The following is a 22,172-nucleotide window of genomic DNA, read 5'->3' as shown; positions in this document are numbered from 1 at the left end:
GTCCTCAGGCCAGGCCAGATAACCCGCACCGCGCCGCAATAAACAGCGCCAGGGTTGAAGCGACCCACATCAATCGAATCGTTCGGGAAATATCGTCCACGGAAATATCGCGCTGCGCGTCGCCTATCCAGGGCTTGTCCACACGCTCGCCAAAGTAGTTATTTGGGCCGCCGAGCTGGATACCTAAGGCGCCGGCCACACACGCTTCCGACCAGGCGCAATTTGGGCTACTGTGGTTATAACGGTCACGCCAGCCAATACGCAGCGCACGCCAACCACTCAGGCGACACAGTCCTGCCGCAATGCCCAGCAACAGCCAGCTCAGTCGGGCAGGAAGATAGTTCGCTACGTCGTCCATACGGGCGCTGACCATACCAATCGCCCGGTATTTTTCATGTTTGTAGCCCACCATTGAATCCAGGGTATTGACGGCTTTGTAGGCCATCGCCAGCGGCGCGCCGCCGAGAAAGAGGAAAAAGAGCGGCGCGATAATGCCGTCAACGGTGTTTTCTGCAACCGTTTCCACCACGGCGCGATTGATCTGCGCTGGCTGAAGTTGCGACGTATCGCGCCCGACGATCCAGGAGAGTTTTATTCGGCTTTCCGCAAGGTCGTTCTCCCGTAACGGTCGTTCAACCTCCTGTGCGGCGCGGGCCAGAGAGCGTCCGGCCAGCGTGGTAAAGATCATCCAGACTTCGACGCTCCAGCCAAACCAGGGGTGAATCCGCTGCGCCAGCGCCAGTACGCCCCATGCCACGCCCCAGGTCGCCCCGACAACCACAACCCACATTACGCCGCCGCCAATCCGCAGCGCTTTATCGCCGGGACAATAGCGACGCACAATACGCTGCACAAACGTGATTAAACGACCTATCCAGCGTACCGGATGGGGCCAGTGTTGAGGGTCGCCGATGATAAAATCCAGCACCCAGGCGATACACCAGGCAAGAATCATCATAATACGCGCCTCGCCGCCGCCAGCCAGTGCTGCAACATTTCCGGACGCTGGGCGAAATGGACGTGCAGATAGGTGGCAAACGTGTTGCCTGTCTGCCAGCCGCCAGTCCATTCCTGTAACACGCGGCCATCGCGAACCTTACGACAGGCCATAACGGCGGGTGTTTCGGGGATAAAATCTGAGTAGTGAAATTCATGGCCGCGCACTATCTCGCCAGGCACCGCCAATAGCGTTGGCTGCATAGCCTGCGCCTCACAGTAACCAAAGCGGGTAAGTCGCTTACCCATTTTGCTGTGACCGGGGATAATATTCGCCATCTGATGAATTTCCCCACCGCTATCCTCCAGAGTGCTCCCCAGATACATCAGACCGCCACACTCCGCGTAAATCGCCACGCCGCGCTGATGCGCCGCCCGCAAATGTTTTAACATCGCCGTATTTGCCGCCAGATCCGCGGCGTATAATTCAGGATATCCACCGCCCAGCCAGATCATCTGACAATCAGGCAATGCGCGGTCATGCAGTGGGCTAAAACGCACAATGTTAACGCCGGCACGCTCCAGCAAATCGATGTTATCGGGATAATAAAAGTTAAAGGCCTCATCATCCGCCAGAGCAAGCGTCAGCCCTGCCCCCGCTGTGTTATCGGGGCGCTCAGGCCACATTCCCGTCGGAAGCGCTGATAACACGCTCAGCGAGAGTAGCGCATCCACATCCACTGTTTGTTCCAGCGAGGCGGCAAAATCATGCCATGATTGCTGATTGACGAGGGATTCTCTGGCGGTAATCAACCCCAGGTGGCGTTCAGGTAATGCGACGCCGTCGCAAGGAGGGACATACCCCAGTACCGGCAGTGAGCAATAATGTTCAATGGCATTTTTGAGGAGCTGATAGTGGGCGTCGCTAGTGACGCGATTCACAATCACGCCCGCGAGGTTGAGGGTCGGGTCGAAGTGCTGAAATCCCATCACGATAGCCGCAAGCGACGTTGAAACAGCCTTGCCGTCCACCAGTAGGATGACCGGGCAACCAAGCTGTTTCGCCATTGCGGCTGTGCTGCAATAATTGGGGTCGACGCCATAGCCGTCATACAGCCCCATGACACCCTCGATGACGGCGATATCCGCCTGCCGCATTTGTTCGCAAAATAAGGCGTTGAGAACAGGAGGAGGAAGCATGAAACTGTCAAGATTACGGGACGCCACGCCACAGATAGCGGTATGCCAGCCGGTATCAAGGTAATCTGGCCCAACTTTAAACGGCTGTACGCGCAGCGCGCGTTTTTGCAGCAGCCTCAACAAACCAAGCGTCACCGTGGTTTTGCCGCAACCGCTTCCTGTGCCTGCAAGAATAAATGCGTGATGCCTTGCCGCCATTACCCTGATCCTGTTCAGGGTGGTAGGGGTATACAGGTACGCGCATGTTCAGTCTTTCGACTGTACGCGTCTTCGCAACCCACTTCCCACCGAAGTTGTTGGTTATCACCAACAGGCAGGTCTTCTGGCTTAGCGTCCTCCTCGCCCGTCCTTCCCAATCTTGCGATCAGTGGTCTTTACGGGGTCGTCAGCATCACAGCAGCGGGGGCTGCGGGGGATTTTCACCCCCTTCCCTACCACAAATGTGGCAAACCTGTTGGTTTACGTTATGGCTGTACTGCACACCCATAACGGCAATTAATAATGTGCTACGTTTTACATTTCTGTGAGCAATAGCCTGAGCGGTTGCTCATCTGACGTTAATCTACTCATCCTTACCGGTATATTGACGATAAAACGTATCGACAAAGCGTAATAAAACTTATCTTTCCTGACACTGTACTTCATCACAAAAATAAAAACTGGTGCAGTTTATGCCCTAAATTTTATTATTTTGTTGCGCTATGACAATTTATTGTTACACCAGATAAATTTTCTTTCTGAAATGATTAAGATACAAAAGACTATCAAAAATCGGCAATAGCAAAATATTGCTATTCATAACGATGGAGGATGAGAATTCTCATTTATCTGCTGGCGATAAGCCTGCGGCGTAACCTGATAGGTCTGGCGGAAGACTTTGCAAAAATAGCTGGTTTGCGAAAAGCCTAAATTACGCGCAATACTGGCAATACTCCAGTCACTATGGCAAAGCAATTCTCTGGCGCTAACCATTCTCTGGCGGTTTACCCACGCATTAAATCCGATTCCCTGATATTTCTTGAATAGCTTACTGAAGTAATAGGGGCTGAGATAGACATGTGAGGCGACATCCTCAAGACGAAGATCGTCGGACAAATGCGCATCAATATAGCGAAGCGCTTTTTTCATTTTACTGTCATGCGGAGTGGGACCACGAGTGGTTTTATTTGCCTCCGATTGCTGCGGATTGTCTTTGATAACCACGAAATTGAGCTGTTTTTTCAGGCAATTCTCAACAATCAGTTTAAGAAGATCGGAGGAAGCGATAACGCGTGAATAGTCCATCTCTGGCACATTCCGAAATTCATTCAAGAGCTCAGGGTCAGCCTGCCAGCGATCGTCAACATTAAGAATGTTTACCAGCTCCACGTCATTACTTAAACGAACCTGCCCGCATAAAACAAAGCCAACTAAATGCCCTGCGATTACCAGCGGAATAGAAAAATCCGTTAGACCGGCATGACAACGATAAATACAGGGTTGATCGGACTTCGATGCCTCCAGTCCCCCGCAGCGATCGCTCATACGACAACGTGTACTATGCTGGGGATGCTGCCGCATCAACTGACAAAACGGCGTGAAATTGAATAGCTCAGATATTTCATCACCATGAATATTGACAACCACAACCGCCAGACCGGTGGCTTGTGCAAAATCCTGTGCGATTTTATTAATGAGTTCTGAGTTCAGAGCGCTCGCAGAAATCATGATAAAACCCCTCAGTTAATTTATTGTTATAAACAAAACACATTATTTACATTCACTTTTTATTACCATTATCCTGGCCCTGATAAAAAGTACAATGACAATATCAAAAGTCTCCCATTGCTGGGAGACGTTTTGATCAGTTCGTGAAAGCAGATCACGAAATTATCTCACCTGTTTTTACGATACATGATTGCTGTGAATCTGGTTCGCATTTCCTTACAGTTCACAGCGGTTACAAGGTAAATTCTTACCAATAAAATAGCGATATATGGCTGCTCCGGCACAGGCGCCGATAACAGGCGCGACAATCGGCACGATAAAATAAGGGATCTCTCGCCCACCGCTCATCGCCATGTTCCCCCACCCCGCTAACCATGTGAACAGTTTGGGACCGAAATCACGCGCCGGGTTCATTGCAAAACCGGTAAGGGGTCCAGTAGACGCGCCGATAACGGCAACCAGTATCCCAATAAGCAAAGGCGCAAGCGGCCCTTTAGGAATGCCATTGCCATCATCCGTCAATGCCATGATCATGCCCATCAGAATCGACGTAATGACCACTTCCACCAACGCAGCCTGCCATACATTTAGCGCTGCGGCCGGATAGGTACTGAAAATGCTGGCTAATTGCAAACTTTCGACGCTACCGCGCACCATATGATGCGCAGTCTCAAATTCAGTAAAAAGGCTACTATAAAGCACATACGCCAGCAGAGCGCCGCCAAAAGCGCCGGCAAACTGGGCAATAATATAAGGCAATACTTTCTGTTTGGGGAAGCAGGCAAACAGCCACAGCGCAATCGTCACCGCAGGGTTAAGATGTCCGCCGGAGATTCCGGCAGTAAGGTAAACGGCCAGTGAAATTCCAAGCCCCCAAATAATGCAAATCTCCCATAATCCGAGGCTGGCGCCTGCGACTTTGAGCGCGCTCAAACAACCGATACCAAAAAACAAAAAGAGTCCGGTGCCTAAAAATTCCGCACCACATTGCGCCTTTAGAGAATCATTCATGTGACACCTTCTGAGCAAAGTTCGTGTCCTGGCCAGCGCAAGTTTCGGCTGGCGGTGGAGTACAGCTAACCTCACTATAAAAAGTGCCGCCTGTAAATTGTTGGCAACCTGCGGGCCTGCCTTCCGGAAAAATCGTGTTGCGATAGCAAAATTTTGCTTTTCCGATATTTTTATCAGCCCATCACACGGGAAATTTGAGCTATAAAATACGCCTGTTGAAATAATAAAATATTGCACAAGCCAACTTATCAATTTCGAATAAACATCACATTTTGCGTCTTTCGCCATATCAAATAAAAATACTCTCGTCACTAACAAAAATGTAAAAATGAAATAATAAAAACAAAATAATCATATAGACAATAATAAATTAAATATTGATTATCAATGAGTTATAAAAATAAAAGGCAATTTAGTCATATTGCTTTCTCATTATTTTCTGATGCTCAACAGCAAGTCAGCCATTCTTTTTCCTCGCATCTTCTTATAGTCCCAACTATCGGAACACTCCATGCGAGGTCTTTATGCAACAAGAAGCACTAGGAATGGTAGAAACCAAAGGCTTAACCGCAGCCATAGAGGCCGCTGATGCAATGGTTAAGTCAGCCAATGTGATGTTAGTGGGCTATGAAAAGATTGGCTCCGGGCTGGTAACCGTCATCGTGCGCGGCGATGTTGGCGCGGTCAAAGCGGCCACCGATGCAGGTGCCGCAGCCGCACGCAACGTGGGTGAAGTGAAAGCCGTACACGTCATCCCACGCCCTCACACCGATGTAGAAAAAATCTTACCGAAGGGAATTAGCCAATGAGCAGCAATGAGCTGGTGGAACAGATCATGGCGCAGGTGATTGCCCGTGTGGCAACGCCGGAACAACAGGCCATCCCTGGTCAACCCCAACCTATACGAGAGACGGCTATGGCAGAAAAAAGCTGCAGTTTAACGGAATTTGTCGGGACCGCCATTGGCGATACCCTGGGCCTGGTTATCGCCAACGTCGATACCGCCCTGCTGGACGCGATGAAGCTTGAGAAGCGCTATCGTTCCATCGGTATTCTCGGCGCCCGCACCGGCGCAGGCCCGCACATTATGGCGGCGGACGAAGCGGTGAAAGCCACCAACACCGAAGTGGTCAGCATTGAGCTGCCGCGCGATACCAAAGGCGGAGCGGGCCACGGTTCGCTGATTATTTTAGGCGGTAACGATGTATCCGACGTCAAGCGCGGTATCGAAGTCGCGCTGAAAGAGCTGGACCGCACCTTCGGTGATGTTTACGGCAACGAAGCCGGACATATCGAGCTGCAGTACACCGCTCGCGCCAGCTATGCGCTGGAAAAAGCGTTCGGCGCGCCGATTGGCCGCGCCTGCGGCATTATCGTCGGCGCTCCGGCTTCCGTCGGCGTACTGATGGCCGATACCGCGCTGAAGTCAGCCAACGTTGAAGTCGTGGCGTACAGCTCTCCGGCGCACGGCACCAGCTTTAGTAACGAATCTATTCTGGTGATTTCCGGCGACTCCGGCGCGGTCCGTCAGGCGGTGACCTCCGCCCGCGAAATCGGCAAAACCGTCCTTGCGACCCTCGGTTCTGAACCGAAAAACGATCGCCCGTCCTACATCTGATACCCACGAGGCTGATTCATGAGATCGAAAAGATTTGAAGCACTGGCGAAACGCCCTGTGAATCAGGACGGCTTTGTTAAGGAGTGGATCGAAGAAGGCTTTATCGCGATGGAAAGCCCGAACGACCCAAAACCGTCGATAAAAATCGTTAACGGCGCGGTAACCGAGCTGGACGGAAAACCGGTTAGCGAATTCGACCTGATCGACCACTTTATCGCCCGCTACGGCATCAACCTGAACCGCGCCGAAGAAGTGATGGCGATGGATTCGATCAAGCTGGCTAACATGCTGTGCGATCCGAACGTCAAGCGCAGCGAAATCGTCCCGCTAACCACCGCGATGACCCCGGCGAAAATTGTTGAAGTGGTTTCGCATATGAACGTGGTTGAGATGATGATGGCGATGCAGAAAATGCGCGCCCGCCGCACGCCATCTCAGCAGGCGCACGTCACCAACGTTAAAGACAACCCGGTGCAAATTGCCGCCGACGCCGCCGAAGGCGCATGGCGCGGGTTTGACGAACAAGAAACCACGGTTGCGGTAGCACGCTACGCGCCGTTCAACGCCATCGCGCTGTTGGTCGGCTCTCAGGTTGGTCGTCCGGGCGTACTGACGCAGTGCTCACTGGAAGAAGCCACCGAGCTGAAGCTCGGCATGCTGGGCCACACCTGCTACGCCGAAACCATCTCCGTTTACGGCACCGAGCCGGTCTTCACCGACGGTGACGATACACCATGGTCGAAGGGCTTCTTAGCCTCCTCCTACGCCTCTCGCGGCCTGAAAATGCGCTTCACCTCCGGCTCCGGCTCCGAAGTGCAGATGGGCTACGCCGAAGGCAAATCCATGCTGTATCTGGAAGCGCGCTGCATCTATATCACCAAAGCCGCGGGCGTTCAGGGGCTGCAAAACGGCTCCGTAAGCTGTATCGGCGTACCGTCTGCCGTGCCGTCAGGTATTCGTGCCGTGCTGGCGGAAAACCTGATCTGCTCGTCACTGGATCTGGAATGCGCCTCCAGTAACGACCAGACCTTCACCCACTCCGATATGCGTCGTACCGCGCGCCTGCTGATGCAGTTCCTGCCGGGTACCGACTTTATCTCCTCCGGTTATTCCGCGGTGCCGAACTACGACAACATGTTCGCCGGTTCCAACGAAGATGCGGAAGACTTTGACGACTACAACGTTATCCAGCGTGACCTGAAAGTGGACGGCGGTCTGCGCCCGGTTCGTGAAGAGGACGTTATCGCCATCCGTAACAAAGCCGCCCGCGCGCTGCAGGCCGTGTTTGCCGGAATGGGACTACCGCCGATTACCGATGAAGAAGTTGAAGCCGCGACCTATGCCCGCGGTTCGAAAGATATGCCGGAGCGTAACATCGTCGAAGACATCAAGTTCGCCCAGGAAATCATCAATAAAAACCGCAACGGTCTGGAAGTCGTTAAAGCGCTGGCGCAGGGCGGGTTTACCGACGTGGCCCAGGACATGCTCAACATCCAGAAAGCCAAGCTAACCGGCGACTATTTGCACACCTCCGCCATTATCGTCGGCGACGGACAAGTGCTCTCTGCGGTTAATGACGTCAATGACTATGCCGGTCCGGCAACAGGTTATCGCCTGCAGGGAGAACGCTGGGAAGAGATTAAAAACATCCCTGGCGCTCTTGATCCCAACGAGATTGATTAAGGGGTGAGAAATGGAAATTAATGAAAAATTGCTGCGCCAGATAATTGAAGACGTGCTCCGCGATATGAAGGGCAGCGATAAACCCGTCTCGTTTAATGCGCCTGCGGCATCCACAGCACCACAGACCGCTGCGCCTGCGGGCGACGGCTTTCTGACCGAAGTGGGCGAAGCTCGCCAGGGTACTCAGCAGGACGAAGTCATTATCGCCGTCGGCCCGGCATTTGGCCTGGCACAGACTGTTAATATCGTCGGCTTACCGCATAAGAGCATCCTGCGCGAAGTCATTGCCGGTATTGAAGAAGAAGGTATCAGGGCGCGCGTGATTCGCTGCTTTAAATCTTCCGACGTGGCGTTCGTCGCCGTTGAAGGTAACCGCCTGAGCGGCTCCGGCATTTCCATCGGCATCCAGTCGAAAGGCACTACGGTTATCCACCAGCAGGGACTACCGCCGCTCTCCAACCTGGAGCTGTTCCCGCAAGCACCGCTGCTGACGCTGGAAACCTACCGTCAGATTGGTAAAAACGCCGCCCGTTATGCGAAACGCGAATCACCGCAGCCGGTCCCTACGCTGAATGACCAGATGGCACGCCCGAAGTACCAGGCAAAGTCGGCCATTTTGCACATTAAAGAGACCAAGTACGTCGTGACGGGCAAAAACCCGCAGGAACTGCGCGTGGCGCTTTGATAAAGGATAACTCCATGAATACCGACGCAATTGAATCGATGGTTCGGGACGTATTGAGCCGCATGAACAGCCTGCAGGGCGATGCGCCAGCCGCGGCTTCGGCGGCAGGCGGCACGTCCCGCAGCGCAAAGGTCAGCGACTACCCGCTGGCGAACAAACACCCGGAATGGGTGAAAACCGCCACCAATAAAACGCTGGACGACTTTACGCTGGAAAACGTGCTGAGCAATAAAGTCACCGCTCAGGATATGCGTATTACCCCGGAAACCCTGCGCTTACAGGCGTCTATCGCCAAAGATGCGGGCCGCGACCGGCTGGCGATGAACTTTGAACGCGCCGCCGAACTGACCGCGGTACCGGACGATCGCATTCTTGAAATCTACAACGCCCTTCGCCCCTATCGCTCGACGAAAGAAGAGCTGATGGCTATCGCCGACGATCTCGAAAACCGCTATCAGGCGAAGATCTGCGCAGCTTTCGTTCGCGAAGCGGCAACGCTGTATGTCGAGCGTAAAAAACTCAAAGGCGACGATTAACTTTAGGGGTAGACAATGCGATATATAGCTGGCATTGACATCGGTAACTCATCAACGGAAGTCGCACTGGCGCGGCAAGATGAGACTGGCGCACTGACGATTACGCACAGCGCGCTGGCGGAAACCACCGGGATCAAAGGCACGTTGCGTAACGTGTTCGGCATTCAGGAAGCGCTCGCCCTCGTCGCAAAGCGCGCGGGGATCAATGTCAGCGATATTTCGCTCATCCGCATTAACGAAGCCACGCCGGTGATTGGCGATGTGGCGATGGAAACCATTACCGAAACCATCATCACCGAATCGACAATGATCGGCCATAACCCAAAAACACCGGGCGGAGTAGGCCTTGGTGTGGGTATCACGATTACGCCGGAGGAGCTGTTAACCCGCCCGGCGGACTCGTCCTATATTCTGGTGGTGTCATCGGCATTCGATTTTGCCGACATCGCCAATGTTATCAACGCCTCAATGCGTGCCGGATACCAGATTACCGGCGTCATTTTGCAGCGCGACGATGGCGTACTGGTCAGCAACCGGCTGGAAAAATCGCTGCCGATCGTTGACGAGGTTCTGTACATCGACCGCATTCCTCTGGGGATGCTGGCGGCGATTGAAGTCGCCGTGCCGGGGAAGGTTATCGAGACCCTCTCCAACCCTTACGGCATCGCCACCGTATTCAACCTCAACGCCGATGAGACGAAAAACATCGTCCCGATGGCGCGCGCGCTGATTGGCAACCGTTCCGCCGTGGTGGTTAAAACGCCATCCGGCGACGTCAAAGCGCGCGCAATACCCGCCGGTAACCTGGAGCTGCAGGCTCAGGGTCGTACCGTGCGCGTGGATGTTGCCGCCGGTGCCGAAGCTATCATGAAAGCGGTGGACGGCTGCGGCAAGCTCGACAACGTCACTGGCGAGGCCGGGACCAATATCGGCGGCATGCTGGAGCACGTACGCCAGACCATGGCCGACCTAACCAATAAGCCCAGCAGCGAGATTTTCATTCAGGATCTTCTGGCCGTTGACACCTCGGTTCCGGTGAGCGTCACCGGCGGTCTGGCCGGGGAGTTCTCACTGGAGCAGGCCGTCGGCATCGCCTCGATGGTGAAATCAGACCGTCTGCAGATGGCGATAATTGCCCGTGAAATTGAGCAGAAGCTTAATATCGACGTGCAGATCGGCGGCGCTGAGGCTGAAGCCGCCATTCTGGGCGCGCTGACCACGCCGGGTACCACCCGACCGCTGGCGATCCTTGACCTCGGCGCGGGCTCCACCGATGCCTCCATCATCAACCCTAAAGGCGAAATCATCGCCACTCACCTCGCCGGTGCAGGCGACATGGTGACGATGATTATTGCCCGCGAGCTGGGGCTGGAAGACCGCTATCTGGCGGAAGAGATCAAAAAATACCCGCTGGCGAAGGTCGAAAGCCTGTTCCACTTACGCCACGAGGACGGCAGCGTCCAGTTCTTCCCGACGCCGCTGCCTCCCGCCGTGTTCGCCCGCGTCTGCGTGGTGAAACCGGACGAACTGGTGCCGCTTCCCGGCGACTTAGCGCTGGAAAAAGTGCGCGCCATTCGCCGCAGCGCTAAAGAACGCGTCTTTGTCACCAACGCCCTGCGCGCGCTGCGTCAGGTCAGTCCAACCGGCAACATTCGCGATATTCCGTTCGTGGTGCTGGTCGGCGGCTCGTCGCTGGATTTCGAAGTTCCGCAGCTGGTCACCGATGCGCTGGCGCACTACCGCCTGGTCGCCGGGCGAGGAAATATTCGCGGCAGCGAAGGCCCAAGAAACGCGGTGGCCACCGGCCTGATTCTCTCCTGGCACAAGGAATTTGCATATGGACAGTAATCACAGCGCCCCGGCCATCGTCATTACCGTTATCAACGACTGCGCCAGCCTCTGGCACGAAGTGCTGCTGGGTATCGAAGAGGAAGGCATCCCTTTCCTGCTTCAGCGTCACCCGGCTGGAGATGTCGTTGACAGCGCCTGGCAGGCGGCGCGCAGCTCGCCGCTGCTGGTCGGCATCGCCTGCGATCGCCATACGCTGGTCGTACATTACAAGAATTTACCCGCATCGGCACCGCTTTTTACGCTGATGCATCATCAGGACAGTCAGGCCCAACGCAACACCGGTAATAACGCGGCACGGCTGGTCAAAGGGATCCCTTTTCGGGATCTCCATGCTTAATCACAGGAGAACGGCAGTATGAATAACGCACAGGGACTGGTTGAAACAAAAGGGCTGGTCGGCGCCATTGAAGCCGCCGACGCAATGGTGAAATCCGCCAACGTACAGCTGGTGGGCTACGAAAAAATTGGTTCTGGCCTGGTTACCGTCATGGTTCGCGGCGACGTCGGCGCGGTTAAAGCAGCCGTAGATGCAGGCAGCGCAGCGGCAAGCGTAGTGGGTGAAGTGAAATCCTGCCACGTTATCCCGCGTCCGCACAGTGATGTTGAGGCCATTTTACCGAAATCAGCCTAATCGATGGCGAATAAGGAGCACCGCGTGAAGCAATCACTGGGATTACTTGAAGTTTGTGGTCTGGCACTGGCTATCAGCTGCGCCGATATCATGGCGAAATCCGCTTCTATCACGCTGCTCGCTCTCGAAAAGACCAATGGTTCAGGCTGGATGGTGATTAAAATTACCGGTGATGTGGCCTCCGTGCAGGCGGCCATCACCACCGGTGCGCAATTTGCCGAACAGCGGAATGGTCTGGTGGCCCACAAGGTTATCGCCAGGCCCGGAGAAGGGATCCTGCTCGCAGAGACACCCTCCCCCTCCCTCATTGAACCTGAGCCTGAAGCGTCAGAGATAGCTGATGTCGTTTCTGAAGCGCCAGCCGAAGAGGCCCCGCAGGAATCAGAACTGGTCAGCTGCAATCTGTGTCTGGATCCAAAATGTCCGCGCCAGAAGGGCGAACCTCGTACGCTTTGCATTCATTCTGGCAAGCGAGGTGAAGCGTAATGGATAAAGAGCTTCTGCAATCAACGGTCAGTAAAGTTCTCGACGAGATGCGCCAGCGGCCTATTCCGCTGGGCGTCTCAAACCGTCATATCCACCTGTCCGCGCAGGATTATGAGCGGCTGTTTCCCGGCCATCCCATCAGCGAAAAAAAAGCGCTGCTGCAGCCGGGACAATACGCCGCGGAGCAAACCGTCACCCTGGTGGGACCGAAAGGGCAGCTCAAAAATGTGCGCCTGCTCGGCCCGCTGCGCTCGGTAAGCCAGGTGGAAATTTCGCGTACCGATGCGAGAACGCTGGGGATTGCCGCGCCGCTGAGAATGTCCGGCAACCTGAAGGGCACACCGGGCATCCGCCTGGTCAGCCCCTTTGCCGAACTGGAGCTACCTTCCGGGGTTATCGTCGCGCAGCGGCATATCCATATGTCGCCGCTTGATGCGCTGATCCTGCGGGTTTCCCACGGCGATAGGGTTTCAGTGGCGATTGAAGGTGACGATCGCGGGCTGATTTTCAACAACGTGGCGATTCGCGTTTCACCGGACATGCGCCTCGAAATGCACATTGATACCGATGAAGCCAACGCCGCTGGTGCCGATAACCCGCAGGCCTTTGCCCGGCTGGTAGGCCCGCGATGAACGGCGAAACCCTGCAGCGCATTGTCGAGGAGATTGTCTCCCGGCTGCAGCGCCGTGCCCAGAGCACGGCGACGCTGAGCGTTACGCAACTTCGCGATGCCGACTGTCCTGCACTGTTCTGTCAGCACGCGTCGCTACGCATCCTGCTCGTCGACCTGCCGCTGCTGGGTCAGCTTGCGGATGCAGAAACCGGCGATGCCGCCGCCCGGAAAATTCACGACGCGCTGGCGTTTGGCATCCGCGTACAGCTCAGCCTGCACAGCCAGCTGCTGCCGGTTATCCCGGTAAAAAAACTGGCTCGTCTGCCGCTGGTATTCACCGATGAGCACGGACTGCCGCTGGTTCTGCATGCGGGTTCGGTGCTGAGCTATCGCGATGTCGCGCTGCTAAGCCGGGGGCGTGTGGTTGTCCACCGCAAATGCATCGTGACCGCCATGGCGCGTGACGCGGCCAATGCGCGGAATATTCAATTAATTAAGCAGGAGTAAATCATGCATCTGGCACGAGTCACGGGCGCGGTTGTCTCCACGCAAAAATCACCTTCTTTGATTGGGAAAAAGCTGCTGCTGGTGCGTCGGGTCAGCGCCGATGGCGAACTCCCCGCCTCGCCTACCTCCGGCGATGAAGTGGCCGTGGACTCCGTCGGCGCAGGCGTCGGCGAACTGGTTTTGCTCAGCGGCGGCTCCAGCGCCAGGCACGTTTTTTCCGGGCCAAATGAGGCCATCGACCTCGCCGTTGTTGGCATTGTAGATACGCTTTCGCGTTAAGGGGCGGTTATGGCGATTTATACCCGAACAGGTGACGCTGGCACCACATCACTGTTTACCGGCCAGCGGGTGAGCAAAACCCACCCGCGGGTTGAAGCCTACGGCACGCTGGATGAGCTGAACGCCGCGCTGAGCCTGTGCGCCTGCGCCGCTGCGGATGAAAATCACCGCACCTTACTCGAGGCCATCCAGCAGCAACTTTTTTGGTTTAGCGCAGAGCTGGCCAGCGACAGCGAGCAGCCGTCGCCCAAACAGCGCTACATCAGCAGCGAAGAGATTTCGGCTCTGGAAGCCGCTATCGATCGGGCAATGGCCCGCGTCGAACCGCTGCACAGCTTTATTTTACCCGAACGCTGCGAAGCCGCGAGCCGCTTACATTTTGCCCGCACGCTGGCGCGCCGCGCCGAACGCCGTCTGGTTGAACTGGCAACTGAAGTCAACGTACGCCAGGTGCTGATGCGCTACATCAACCGCTTATCGGACTGCCTGTACGCCCTGGCCCGCGCGGAAGATAGCGATGCGCACCAGGCCAACATCATCCATGAAGTTAGCAAGCGCTATCTGGCTGCCAGCCAGCCGACCCGCAGCAAGGAGACAACACCCGTGGCCCTCTCATTCCACGATCTGCACCAGCTCACCCGCGCCGCCGTTGAACGCGCGCAGCAACTGCAGGTTCCGGTAGTCGTCAGCATCGTTGACGCGCACGGTACGGAAACTGTGACCTGGCGGATGCCGGACGCCCTGCTGGTCAGCAGCGAACTGGCGCCGAAAAAGGCCTGGACCGCAGTGGCAATGAAAACGGCGACCCATGAGCTGAGCGATGTTGTTCAGCCAGGCGCGGCGCTTTATGGCCTGGAAAGTCATTTACAGGGAAAAGTGGTCACCTTTGGCGGCGGTTACGCCCTGTGGCGCGACGGCATATTAATTGGGGGTCTTGGCATCAGCGGCGGCAGCGTTGAGCAGGACATGGACATAGCACAGACCGCCATCGCGGCTATTAACGTGGGAATTCATCAATGAATACTTCTGAACTCGAAACCCTGATTCGCACCATTCTTAGCGAGCAATTAACCACGCCGGCGCAAACGCCGGCCCAGCCTCAGGGCAAAGGGATTTTCCAGTCCGTGAGCGAGGCCATCGACGCCGCGCACCAGGCGTTCTTACGTTATCAGCAGTGCCCGCTAAAAACCCGCAGCGCCATTATCAGCGCGATACGTCAGGAGCTGACGCCGCTGCTGGCGACCCTGGCGGAAGAGAGCGCCAATGAAACGGGGATGGGCAACAAAGAAGATAAATTCCTCAAAAACAAGGCTGCGCTGGACAACACGCCGGGCGTAGAAGACCTCACCACCACCGCGCTGACCGGTGACGGCGGCATGGTACTCTTTGAATACTCGCCGTTTGGCGTCATCGGTTCAGTCGCCCCAAGCACCAACCCGACGGAAACCATCATCAATAACAGCATCAGCATGTTAGCTGCGGGCAACAGCGTCTACTTTAGCCCGCATCCGGGCGCGAAAAAGGTCTCTCTGAAGCTGATTAGCCTGATTGAAGAGATTGCCTTCCGCTGCTGCGGCATCCGCAATCTGGTGGTGACTGTAGCTGAACCCACCTTCGAAGCGACCCAGCAGATGATGGCCCACCCGCGAATCGCAGTACTGGCCATTACCGGCGGCCCGGGCATTGTGGCAATGGGCATGAAGAGCGGTAAGAAGGTGATTGGCGCTGGCGCGGGTAACCCGCCCTGCATCGTCGATGAAACAGCGGACCTGGTGAAAGCGGCGGAAGATATCATTAACGGCGCGTCATTCGATTACAACCTGCCCTGCATTGCCGAGAAGAGCCTGATCGTAGTGGAGAGCGTCGCCGAGCGTCTGGTGCAGCAAATGCAAACCTTCGGTGCGCTGCTGCTAAGCCCTGCCGATACCGACAAACTCCGCGCCGCCTGCCTGCCAGAAGGCCAGGCGAATAAAAAACTGGTCGGCAAGAGCCCATCGGCCATGCTGGAAGCCGCCGGGATCGCTGTCCCTGCAAAAGCACCGCGTCTGCTGATTGCGCTGGTTAACGCTGACGATCCGTGGGTCACCAGCGAACAGTTGATGCCGATGCTGCCGGTGGTAAAAGTCAGCGATTTCGATAGCGCGCTGGCGCTGGCCCTGAAGGTTGAAGAGGGGCTGCATCACACCGCCATTATGCACTCGCAGAACGTGTCGCGCCTGAACCTCGCGGCCCGCACCCTGCAAACCTCGATATTCGTCAAAAACGGCCCCTCTTATGCCGGGATCGGCGTCGGCGGCGAAGGCTTTACCACCTTTACTATTGCCACACCAACCGGTGAAGGGACCACGTCAGCGCGTACTTTTGCCCGCTCCCGGCGCTGCGTGCTGACCAACGGCTTTTCTATTCGCTAACCGAGGTCGCGATGAATACCTTCTCACTACAAACGCGGTTGTACAGCGGTCAGGGCAGCCTGGCGGTGCTCAAGCGCTTTACCAATAAGCACATCTGGATAATCTGCGATGGTTTTCTGGCGCGCTCTCCGCTGCTGGATACCCTGCGTAACGCGCTGCCCGCAGATAACCGCATCAGCGTATTTAGCGAGATAACGCCGGACCCCACCATCCACACAGTGGTTCAGGGCATTGCGCAAATGCAGGCTCTGCAACCGCAGGTGGTGATCGGTTTTGGCGGCGGCTCGGCAATGGACGCGGCGAAAGCGATTGTCTGGTTTAGCCAGCAAAGCGGCATCAATATCGAAACCTGCGTGGCGATCCCGACCACCAGCGGCACCGGTTCGGAAGTCACCAGCGCCTGCGTAATTAGCGACCCGGATAAAGGCATTAAGTATCCGCTGTTCAACAATGCGCTGTATCCGGATATGGCGATCCTTGACCCGGAGCTGGTGGTCAGCGTTCCGCCGCAGATTACCGCCAACACCGGTATGGACGTGCTGACCCACGCCCTGGAGGCTTGGGTGTCACCGCACGCCAGCGACTTTACCGACGCGCTGGCGGAAAAAGCCGCCAAACTGGTGCTCCAGTATCTGCCCACGGCGGTGGAAAAAGGCGACTGCGTGGCGACGCGCGGGAAAATGCATAACGCCTCAACGCTCGCCGGGATGGCCTTCAGCCAGGCGGGGCTGGGGCTTAACCACGCGATAGCCCACCAGCTCGGCGGACAGTTCCATCTGCCGCACGGGCTGGCCAATGCGCTGCTGCTCACGACGGTGATCCGCTTTAACGCGGGTGACCCGCGCGCCGCCAAACGCTACGCGCGGATGGCCAAAGCCTGCGGTTTTTGCCCGGCAGAAGCCAATGACGTTGCGGCGATCAATGCGCTGATTCAGCAAATCGAACTGCTTAAGCAACGCTGTGCCCTTCCCTCACTGGCCGTTGCGCTTAAAGAAGGAAGATCCGACTTTTCCGCACGTATTCCGGCGATGGTGCAGGCCGCGCTGGCGGATATCACGCTGCGCACCAACCCGCGCCCGGCCAGCGCCGAGGAAATTCGCGAGCTGCTGGAGGAACTGCTATGAGCGCCGCCATCAATAGCGTTGAAATGTCCCATAGCGCCGATGAAATTCGCGAGCGCGTCCGCGCAGCGGGCGTTGTCGGCGCGGGCGGAGCAGGTTTTCTCGCTCACGTCAAACTACAGGCGCAGGTAGAGATTTTTCTGGTGAACGCCGCCGAGTGTGAACCGATGCTCAAAGTTGACCAGCAACTGATGTGGCAGCAGGCCGCGCGTCTTGTTCGCGGCGTGCAGTACGCGATGACGGCAACCGGCGCGCGCGAAGGGGTGATAGCCCTGAAAGAAAAATACCGCCGGGCCATCGACGCGCTCACCCCGCAGCTGCCAGCCGGTATCCGCCTGCATATCCTGCCGGATGTTTATCCTGCGGGCGATGAGGTGCTGACTATCTGGATGGCAACCGGCCGCCGGGTCGCCCCGGCTGCGCTACCGGCCAGCGTCGGCGTGGTCGTCAATAACGTGCAAACGGTGCTGAATATTGCCCGGGCGGTCGAGCAGCAGTTTCCGGTCACTCGTCGCACGTTGACCGTGAACGGCGCGGTCGCCAGACCGTTGACCGTTACCGTTCCTGTCGGCATGTCACTGCATGAAGTGCTGGCGCTGGCGGGCGGCGCGACGGTCGACAACCCCGGTTTTATTAACGGCGGCCCGATGATGGGTGGCCTGATTACCTCTCTTGATAACCCGGTGACGAAAACTACCGGCGGCCTGCTGGTGCTCCCAAAAAGCCATCCGCTTATCCAGCGCAGGATGCAGGACGAGCGCACAGTGCTTTCCGTCGCGCGCACCGTCTGCGAACAGTGCCGACTCTGTACCGATCTCTGCCCACGACATCTGATCGGCCACGAACTCTCTCCGCACCTGCTGGTGCGGGCGGTGAACTTTCATCAGGCTGCCACGCCGCAACTGCTGCTGAGCGCCCTTACCTGCTCGGAATGCAACGTTTGCGAAAGCGTGGCCTGCCCGGTGGGGATCTCGCCGATGCGCATCAACCGCATGTTAAAACGCGAGTTGCGGGCGCAAAACCAGCGCTACGAAGGGCCGCTGAATCCGGCCGACGAAATGGCGAAATATCGCCTGGTGCCGGTGAAGCGGCTGATCGCCAAACTGGGACTAAGCCCCTGGTATCAGGAAGCTCCGCTGGTTGAAGAAGAGCCGTCAGTAAAAAAAGTCACTTTGCAACTGCGCCAGCATATTGGTGCCAGCGCGGTAGCGAACGTTGCGGTGGGAGAACGAGTGACACGCGGGCAATGCGTTGCCGATGTCCCGCCTGGCGCGCTCGGCGCCCCCATTCACGCCAGCATCGACGGCATTGTATCGACCATCAGCGAACAGGCCATCACGGTTGTAAGAGGTTAACCATGTCTCAGGCTATAGGAATTTTAGAACTCACCAGCATCGCCAAAGGCATGGAGCTTGGTGATGCCATGCTGAAAAGCGCCAACGTCGATCTACTGGTCAGCAAGACCATCTGCCCAGGTAAGTTTTTACTGATGCTGGGCGGCGATATCGGCGCTATCCAGCAGGCCATTGAAACCGGTACGTCGCAGGCCGGCGAGATGCTCGTCGACAGCCTGGTGCTGGCCAATATTTATCCCAGCGTACTTCCGGCCATCAGCGGCCTGAACAGCGTCGATTATCGCCTGCGATATCGCCACCAAATCCGGCGCTGTGGAGATTGGTTTTCTTGACCGCTTTACCGGCGCTGTGGTGCTGACCGGCGATGTTTCCGCCGTGGAATATGCCCTTAAGCAGGTGACGCGCACACTGGGCGAGATGATGCAGTTCACCACTTGCTCGATCACCCGGACGTAACGTCATGAAGCGTCTGATGTTTATCGGCCCCAGCCAGTGCGGCAAAACTTCGCTGACCCAAAGCCTGCGCGGCGAAGCGCTCCATTATAAGAAAACTCAGGCCATTGAATGGTCCCCGATGGCTATCGACACGCCGGGCGAGTACCTGGAAAACCGCTGCCTGTATAGCGCCCTGCTAACCAGCGCCTGCGAGGCCGACGTTATCGCCCTGGTGTTAAATGCCGACGCCCAGTGGTCGCCCTTTTCTCCGGGTTTTACCGCCCCGATGAACCGCCCGACGATTGGCCTTGTCACCAAAGCCGATCTCGCCGAGCCTCAGCATATTTCGCTGGTTGCGGAATGGCTTACGCAGGCTGGCGCACAGCAGATTTTTATTACCAGCGCGCTGAATAACTCGGGTCTCGACGCCGTGCTGGATTTTCTGAATTCGAAGGAACCTTTATGTCTTACAAAATAATGGCCATTAACGCCGGCAGCTCATCGTTAAAATTTCAGCTGCTGGAGATGCCGCAGGGCGACATGCTCTGCCAGGGACTGATTGAACGTATCGGTATGGCGGATGCGCAGGTGACAATTAAGACGCACAGCCAAAAATGGCAGGAAACCGTCCCCGTTGCCGATCATCGCGATGCGGTAACGCTGCTTCTGGAAAAGCTGCTGGGTTATCAAATCATTAACAGTCTGCGGGACATTGACGGGGTGGGCCATCGTGTGGCGCACGGCGGTGAGTTTTTTAAAGACTCGACGCTGGTCACGGATGAAACGTTAGCGCAAATCGAACGTCTTGCTGAACTGGCCCCGCTTCACAACCCGGTAAACGCGTTGGGTATTCACGTTTTTCGTCAACTGTTGCCTGATGCCCCTTCCGTAGCCGTGTTTGATACGGCATTTCACCAGACGCTGGATGAACCCACCTATATTTACCCGCTTCCCTGGCGTTATTACGCGGAACTGGGGATTCGCCGTTATGGCTTTCATGGCACCAGCCATAAGTATGTCAGCGGCGTTCTGGCAGAAAAGCTGGGCGTACCACTCAGCGCATTACGGGTGATTTGTTGTCATCTTGGAAACGGTAGCAGCATCTGCGCCATCAAGAACGGGCGTTCGGTCAATACGTCGATGGGCTTTACGCCGAAGTCAGGCGTGATGATGGGCACCCGTAGCGGAGATATTGATCCCTCTATTCTGCCGTGGATAGCCCAGCGCGAAAGCAAAACCCCGCAACAGTTGAATCAGTTATTAAATAATGAGTCAGGCTTGCTGGGCGTTTCTGGCGTGTCGTCTGATTACCGCGATGTCGAACAGGCAGCCAATACCGGTAACCGGCAGGCTAAACTCGCTCTCACTCTATTTGCCGAACGCATTCGCGCCACCATTGGCAGCTATATTATGCAAATGGGAGGACTGGATGCGCTGGTATTCACTGGGGGAATTGGCGAGAACTCAGCGCGAGCCAGATCGGCGGTTTGCCATAATTTGCAATTTTTGGGCTTAGCCGTTGATGAAGAGAAAAATCAACGTAATGCGACATTTATCCAGACGGAGAACGCCCTGGTGAAAGTCGCCGTCATCAACACCAACGAAGAGTTAATGATCGCACAAGACGTTATGCGCATTGCGCTACCGGCCACGGAAGGGCTTTGTGTACCAGCCTGAGAGGGTTATACGACGCATTGCGGCAAGTCATGGTAATAACGCTTTTACCATGACACTATGCGCGCACACTATTCGTACCTGAAAGGTGATAACGTGGCTGTTGCGCAATGCCCCGCCTCATGCGGAGAACTTATCCAGGGATGGATTCTGGGCAGTGAGAAACTGGTCTCCTGCCCCGTTGACTGGTACAGCACCGTAGCAGTCACGGCTGCGCCGCCGTTGGTAAACGAGCGCCCATTGTCGCGGGCGATGGTGGAGCGCGTTCTGGCGCACTGGCAGTATCCTGCGCACTGGAGTAACGAGATTCGCGTCGATGTGCGTTCGTCAATTCCCGTTGCCAAAGGCATGGCCAGCAGCACCGCAGATATTGCCGCTACGGCAGTGGCAACGGCGCATCATCTTGGCCATTCGCTGGATGAAACTACCCTTGCACAGCTTTGCGTCTCAATCGAACCCACTGATAGCACCGTTTTTCATCAGTTAACGCTGTTTGATCATAATAATGCGGCCACGCAAATCGCCTGCGAGCCACCGCCGCCAATCGATTTGCTGGTACTGGAAAGCCCGGTCACACTGCGCACGCAAGATTACCACCGTCTCCCTCGCCAGCAGAAATTAATAGCAAGTTCAGCAACCTTGCAGCAGGCCTGGAATCTGGTGCAGGAAGCCTGTATAACGCAAAATCCGCTCCGACTGGGTGAGGCGGCTACGCTTAGCGCTATCGCCAGCCAGACGCTGTTACCTAAGCCAGGATTTACCGCCCTGTTGTCGCTGGTCGAAGAGTGTGATTTATACGGATTGAACGTGGCACATAGCGGTAGCGTGGTGGGTCTGATGCTGGACCGGAAACGTCATGACATTGCGCGCCTGAAAGGTAAGCTGGCAGAGAAAAAACTTACCCGACACTGGCCAAAACAACATTTACTCAAGATGGTCACAGGCGGGGTCAAACTGCAGTGAGAGCCTGATATACGCTCCCACTGCCGTAGCGCATTATTCGGCTTTTACATCGGCGTGTTTCATTTCGCCCATCGCTTTCAGCTTTTTGGAAATGTCGCGACGCTCTTTGGAGATTTCGGCATTTTTAATGATGTAGTCATCAACGCGATCTTCATAGTCGCTTTTCATACTGGCGATGATACCCTGAATCGCCTCAACGCTCATACCTGGCTTGATGTAGTCGCTCAGGTTGTCCAGCAGCAGCACACGCTTCTGGTTGTCACGGATCTTCTTCTCAATGTCCTGAATTTCACGCTGCAGTTTATTTTTACGACGGAACAGACGAACAAACTCCAGCACGTCCTGGAAAGAAGGCTTGGTTGTTTCCATTTTTACACCCCTGATAATGTGAGATTCGGATTCGTTAAGCAACTGCTAGTGGATAAACATTACGTTTATCCCCGTCATACTTCAAGCCGCCAGAGGAAACA

Annotated in this window: 24 protein-coding genes, 2 pseudogenes and 1 riboswitch; of the genes and pseudogenes, 21 read left to right on the top strand and 5 right to left on the bottom strand. The window is 55.9% G+C overall.

Annotated features, from left to right (window positions below):
* Window positions 1-4: 4 nt before the first annotated feature.
* The 4 genes from cbiB to pduF all read right to left on the bottom strand — a co-directional run bounded on the left by cbiB (window position 5) and on the right by pduF (window position 4,854).
* Entirely contained in the window at window positions 5-958 is a 954-nt protein-coding gene (gene cbiB / locus ACLJRU_RS05705) for an adenosylcobinamide-phosphate synthase CbiB (RefSeq protein ID WP_187790673.1), read from the bottom strand.
* A complete protein-coding gene (locus ACLJRU_RS05700; protein ID WP_001540333.1) occupies window positions 955-2,334 on the bottom strand; it encodes a cobyrinate a,c-diamide synthase in 1,380 nt (459 codons plus the stop codon). Before ACLJRU_RS05700 ends, cbiB begins: the two co-directional genes overlap by 4 nt.
* Before the next feature lie 96 nt (window positions 2,335-2,430).
* Window positions 2,431-2,606: riboswitch (cobalamin riboswitch) on the bottom strand.
* A gap of 325 nt (window positions 2,607-2,931) precedes the next feature.
* Window positions 2,932-3,843: a transcriptional regulator PocR gene (pocR, locus tag ACLJRU_RS05695; protein WP_001540335.1), complete on the bottom strand. Its 912-nt coding sequence runs from the start codon at window positions 3,841-3,843 to the stop codon at window positions 2,932-2,934.
* A gap of 216 nt (window positions 3,844-4,059) precedes the next feature.
* Window positions 4,060-4,854, bottom strand: coding sequence for a propanediol diffusion facilitator PduF (pduF, locus tag ACLJRU_RS05690; RefSeq protein ID WP_001000023.1), 795 nt, complete (start codon window positions 4,852-4,854; stop codon window positions 4,060-4,062).
* A gap of 524 nt (window positions 4,855-5,378) precedes the next feature.
* Here pduF and pduA point away from each other — a divergent pair.
* The 21 genes and pseudogenes from pduA (at window position 5,379) to pduX (ending at window position 21,702) form a co-directional block, all read left to right on the top strand.
* Complete coding sequence (pduA, locus tag ACLJRU_RS05685) at window positions 5,379-5,663, top strand: propanediol utilization microcompartment protein PduA (RefSeq protein WP_001183618.1); 285 nt, start codon at window positions 5,379-5,381, stop codon at window positions 5,661-5,663.
* Window positions 5,660-6,472 carry a propanediol utilization microcompartment protein PduB gene (pduB, locus tag ACLJRU_RS05680; protein WP_000097498.1) on the top strand — a complete coding sequence of 271 codons (813 nt, stop codon included), beginning with the start codon at window positions 5,660-5,662 and terminating at the stop codon, window positions 6,470-6,472. The genes pduA and pduB overlap by 4 nt, the downstream gene beginning before the upstream one ends.
* Before the next feature lie 18 nt (window positions 6,473-6,490).
* Window positions 6,491-8,155 (top strand): propanediol dehydratase large subunit PduC, encoded by a 1,665-nt coding sequence (gene pduC / locus ACLJRU_RS05675; RefSeq protein WP_023235040.1) that lies wholly within the window; start codon window positions 6,491-6,493, stop codon window positions 8,153-8,155.
* 10 nt (window positions 8,156-8,165) lie between these two features.
* Window positions 8,166-8,840 (top strand): propanediol dehydratase medium subunit PduD, encoded by a 675-nt coding sequence (gene pduD, locus ACLJRU_RS05670; protein WP_000405049.1) that lies wholly within the window; start codon window positions 8,166-8,168, stop codon window positions 8,838-8,840.
* Window positions 8,841-8,854: 14 nt separating this feature from the next.
* Window positions 8,855-9,376, top strand: a complete 522-nt coding sequence (pduE, locus tag ACLJRU_RS05665; protein WP_001090606.1) for a propanediol dehydratase small subunit PduE — start codon at window positions 8,855-8,857, stop codon at window positions 9,374-9,376.
* Window positions 9,377-9,391: 15 nt separating this feature from the next.
* Complete coding sequence (gene pduG, locus ACLJRU_RS05660) at window positions 9,392-11,224, top strand: propanediol dehydratase reactivase alpha subunit PduG (RefSeq protein ID WP_038394007.1); 1,833 nt, start codon at window positions 9,392-9,394, stop codon at window positions 11,222-11,224.
* Window positions 11,214-11,564 carry a propanediol dehydratase reactivase beta subunit PduH gene (gene pduH, locus ACLJRU_RS05655; protein WP_000377977.1) on the top strand — a complete coding sequence of 117 codons (351 nt, stop codon included), beginning with the start codon at window positions 11,214-11,216 and terminating at the stop codon, window positions 11,562-11,564. Before pduG ends, pduH begins: the two co-directional genes overlap by 11 nt.
* Before the next feature lie 18 nt (window positions 11,565-11,582).
* Window positions 11,583-11,858 (top strand): propanediol utilization microcompartment protein PduJ, encoded by a 276-nt coding sequence (gene pduJ / locus ACLJRU_RS05650; RefSeq protein WP_001057868.1) that lies wholly within the window; start codon window positions 11,583-11,585, stop codon window positions 11,856-11,858.
* 3 nt (window positions 11,859-11,861) lie between these two features.
* On the top strand, window positions 11,862-12,344 hold the full coding sequence (gene pduK / locus ACLJRU_RS05645; RefSeq protein ID WP_077916186.1) for a propanediol utilization microcompartment protein PduK: 483 nt from the start codon (window positions 11,862-11,864) through the stop codon (window positions 12,342-12,344).
* Window positions 12,344-12,976 (top strand): phosphate propanoyltransferase, encoded by a 633-nt coding sequence (locus ACLJRU_RS05640; protein ID WP_001540344.1) that lies wholly within the window; start codon window positions 12,344-12,346, stop codon window positions 12,974-12,976. Before pduK ends, ACLJRU_RS05640 begins: the two co-directional genes overlap by 1 nt.
* A complete protein-coding gene (gene pduM, locus ACLJRU_RS05635; RefSeq protein ID WP_001012968.1) occupies window positions 12,973-13,464 on the top strand; it encodes a propanediol utilization microcompartment protein PduM in 492 nt (163 codons plus the stop codon). Before ACLJRU_RS05640 ends, pduM begins: the two co-directional genes overlap by 4 nt.
* A 3-nt stretch (window positions 13,465-13,467) precedes the next feature.
* Window positions 13,468-13,743 (top strand): propanediol utilization microcompartment protein PduN, encoded by a 276-nt coding sequence (gene pduN, locus ACLJRU_RS05630; protein ID WP_000549825.1) that lies wholly within the window; start codon window positions 13,468-13,470, stop codon window positions 13,741-13,743.
* Between the two features lie 9 nt (window positions 13,744-13,752).
* Complete coding sequence (gene pduO, locus ACLJRU_RS05625) at window positions 13,753-14,763, top strand: two-domain cob(I)yrinic acid a,c-diamide adenosyltransferase PduO (RefSeq protein WP_023235042.1); 1,011 nt, start codon at window positions 13,753-13,755, stop codon at window positions 14,761-14,763.
* Complete coding sequence (gene pduP, locus ACLJRU_RS05620) at window positions 14,760-16,154, top strand: CoA-acylating propionaldehyde dehydrogenase PduP (protein WP_001097663.1); 1,395 nt, start codon at window positions 14,760-14,762, stop codon at window positions 16,152-16,154. The genes pduO and pduP overlap by 4 nt, the downstream gene beginning before the upstream one ends.
* 11 nt (window positions 16,155-16,165) lie before the next feature.
* Window positions 16,166-17,278, top strand: coding sequence for a 1-propanol dehydrogenase PduQ (pduQ, locus tag ACLJRU_RS05615; protein ID WP_001091462.1), 1,113 nt, complete (start codon window positions 16,166-16,168; stop codon window positions 17,276-17,278).
* Window positions 17,275-18,630 (top strand): cobalamin reductase PduS, encoded by a 1,356-nt coding sequence (gene pduS, locus ACLJRU_RS05610; protein WP_023235043.1) that lies wholly within the window; start codon window positions 17,275-17,277, stop codon window positions 18,628-18,630. Before pduQ ends, pduS begins: the two co-directional genes overlap by 4 nt.
* 2 nt (window positions 18,631-18,632) lie before the next feature.
* Window positions 18,633-18,914 (top strand): annotated as a pseudogene (gene pduT, locus ACLJRU_RS05605) (propanediol utilization microcompartment protein PduT); the annotation flags it as partial.
* A pseudogene (gene pduU / locus ACLJRU_RS05600) lies at window positions 18,901-19,086 on the top strand (propanediol utilization microcompartment protein PduU); the annotation flags it as partial. The pseudogenes pduT and pduU, both read left to right, overlap by 14 nt.
* A 4-nt stretch (window positions 19,087-19,090) precedes the next feature.
* Window positions 19,091-19,543: a propanediol utilization protein PduV gene (gene pduV, locus ACLJRU_RS05595; RefSeq protein ID WP_000826274.1), complete on the top strand. Its 453-nt coding sequence runs from the start codon at window positions 19,091-19,093 to the stop codon at window positions 19,541-19,543.
* Window positions 19,528-20,742: a propanediol utilization propionate kinase PduW gene (gene pduW, locus ACLJRU_RS05590; protein WP_001540352.1), complete on the top strand. Its 1,215-nt coding sequence runs from the start codon at window positions 19,528-19,530 to the stop codon at window positions 20,740-20,742. The genes pduV and pduW overlap by 16 nt, the downstream gene beginning before the upstream one ends.
* 93 nt (window positions 20,743-20,835) lie before the next feature.
* On the top strand, window positions 20,836-21,702 hold the full coding sequence (gene pduX, locus ACLJRU_RS05585; RefSeq protein WP_001518728.1) for an L-threonine kinase PduX: 867 nt from the start codon (window positions 20,836-20,838) through the stop codon (window positions 21,700-21,702).
* A 33-nt stretch (window positions 21,703-21,735) separates the two neighbouring features.
* Here the strand turns inward: pduX and ACLJRU_RS05580 are convergent, their stop codons facing one another.
* The gene (locus tag ACLJRU_RS05580) at window positions 21,736-22,071 is read right to left on the bottom strand and encodes a DUF496 family protein (RefSeq protein ID WP_000450405.1); all 336 of its coding nucleotides are present in this window, start codon (window positions 22,069-22,071) and stop codon (window positions 21,736-21,738) included.
* Window positions 22,072-22,172 lie beyond the last annotated feature (101 nt).

The sequence above is a fragment of the Salmonella sp. SAL00653 genome, from assembly GCF_046552515.1.
Taxonomy (GTDB): domain Bacteria; phylum Pseudomonadota; class Gammaproteobacteria; order Enterobacterales; family Enterobacteriaceae; genus Salmonella; species Salmonella enterica.
Note: the sequence above shows the minus strand (reverse complement) of the source record. Positions and strands in the feature narration are given on the sequence as shown.

What these genes read in the sequence shown, in the direction of transcription:
- cbiB (WP_187790673.1), bottom strand. Translation starts at nt 958, where the DNA reads ATGATGATTCTTGCCTGGTGTATCGCCTGGGTGCTGGATTTTATCATC.
- ACLJRU_RS05700 (WP_001540333.1), bottom strand. Translation starts at nt 2,334, where the DNA reads ATGGCGGCAAGGCATCACGCATTTATTCTTGCAGGCACAGGAAGCGGT.
- pocR (WP_001540335.1), bottom strand. Translation starts at nt 3,843, where the DNA reads ATGATTTCTGCGAGCGCTCTGAACTCAGAACTCATTAATAAAATCGCA.
- pduF (WP_001000023.1), bottom strand. Translation starts at nt 4,854, where the DNA reads ATGAATGATTCTCTAAAGGCGCAATGTGGTGCGGAATTTTTAGGCACC.
- pduA (WP_001183618.1), top strand. Translation starts at nt 5,379, where the DNA reads ATGCAACAAGAAGCACTAGGAATGGTAGAAACCAAAGGCTTAACCGCA.
- pduB (WP_000097498.1), top strand. Translation starts at nt 5,660, where the DNA reads ATGAGCAGCAATGAGCTGGTGGAACAGATCATGGCGCAGGTGATTGCC.
- pduC (WP_023235040.1), top strand. Translation starts at nt 6,491, where the DNA reads ATGAGATCGAAAAGATTTGAAGCACTGGCGAAACGCCCTGTGAATCAG.
- pduD (WP_000405049.1), top strand. Translation starts at nt 8,166, where the DNA reads ATGGAAATTAATGAAAAATTGCTGCGCCAGATAATTGAAGACGTGCTC.
- pduE (WP_001090606.1), top strand. Translation starts at nt 8,855, where the DNA reads ATGAATACCGACGCAATTGAATCGATGGTTCGGGACGTATTGAGCCGC.
- pduG (WP_038394007.1), top strand. Translation starts at nt 9,392, where the DNA reads ATGCGATATATAGCTGGCATTGACATCGGTAACTCATCAACGGAAGTC.
- pduH (WP_000377977.1), top strand. Translation starts at nt 11,214, where the DNA reads ATGGACAGTAATCACAGCGCCCCGGCCATCGTCATTACCGTTATCAAC.
- pduJ (WP_001057868.1), top strand. Translation starts at nt 11,583, where the DNA reads ATGAATAACGCACAGGGACTGGTTGAAACAAAAGGGCTGGTCGGCGCC.
- pduK (WP_077916186.1), top strand. Translation starts at nt 11,862, where the DNA reads ATGGCGAATAAGGAGCACCGCGTGAAGCAATCACTGGGATTACTTGAA.
- ACLJRU_RS05640 (WP_001540344.1), top strand. Translation starts at nt 12,344, where the DNA reads ATGGATAAAGAGCTTCTGCAATCAACGGTCAGTAAAGTTCTCGACGAG.
- pduM (WP_001012968.1), top strand. Translation starts at nt 12,973, where the DNA reads ATGAACGGCGAAACCCTGCAGCGCATTGTCGAGGAGATTGTCTCCCGG.
- pduN (WP_000549825.1), top strand. Translation starts at nt 13,468, where the DNA reads ATGCATCTGGCACGAGTCACGGGCGCGGTTGTCTCCACGCAAAAATCA.
- pduO (WP_023235042.1), top strand. Translation starts at nt 13,753, where the DNA reads ATGGCGATTTATACCCGAACAGGTGACGCTGGCACCACATCACTGTTT.
- pduP (WP_001097663.1), top strand. Translation starts at nt 14,760, where the DNA reads ATGAATACTTCTGAACTCGAAACCCTGATTCGCACCATTCTTAGCGAG.
- pduQ (WP_001091462.1), top strand. Translation starts at nt 16,166, where the DNA reads ATGAATACCTTCTCACTACAAACGCGGTTGTACAGCGGTCAGGGCAGC.
- pduS (WP_023235043.1), top strand. Translation starts at nt 17,275, where the DNA reads ATGAGCGCCGCCATCAATAGCGTTGAAATGTCCCATAGCGCCGATGAA.
- pduV (WP_000826274.1), top strand. Translation starts at nt 19,091, where the DNA reads ATGAAGCGTCTGATGTTTATCGGCCCCAGCCAGTGCGGCAAAACTTCG.
- pduW (WP_001540352.1), top strand. Translation starts at nt 19,528, where the DNA reads ATGTCTTACAAAATAATGGCCATTAACGCCGGCAGCTCATCGTTAAAA.
- ACLJRU_RS05580 (WP_000450405.1), bottom strand. Translation starts at nt 22,071, where the DNA reads ATGGAAACAACCAAGCCTTCTTTCCAGGACGTGCTGGAGTTTGTTCGT.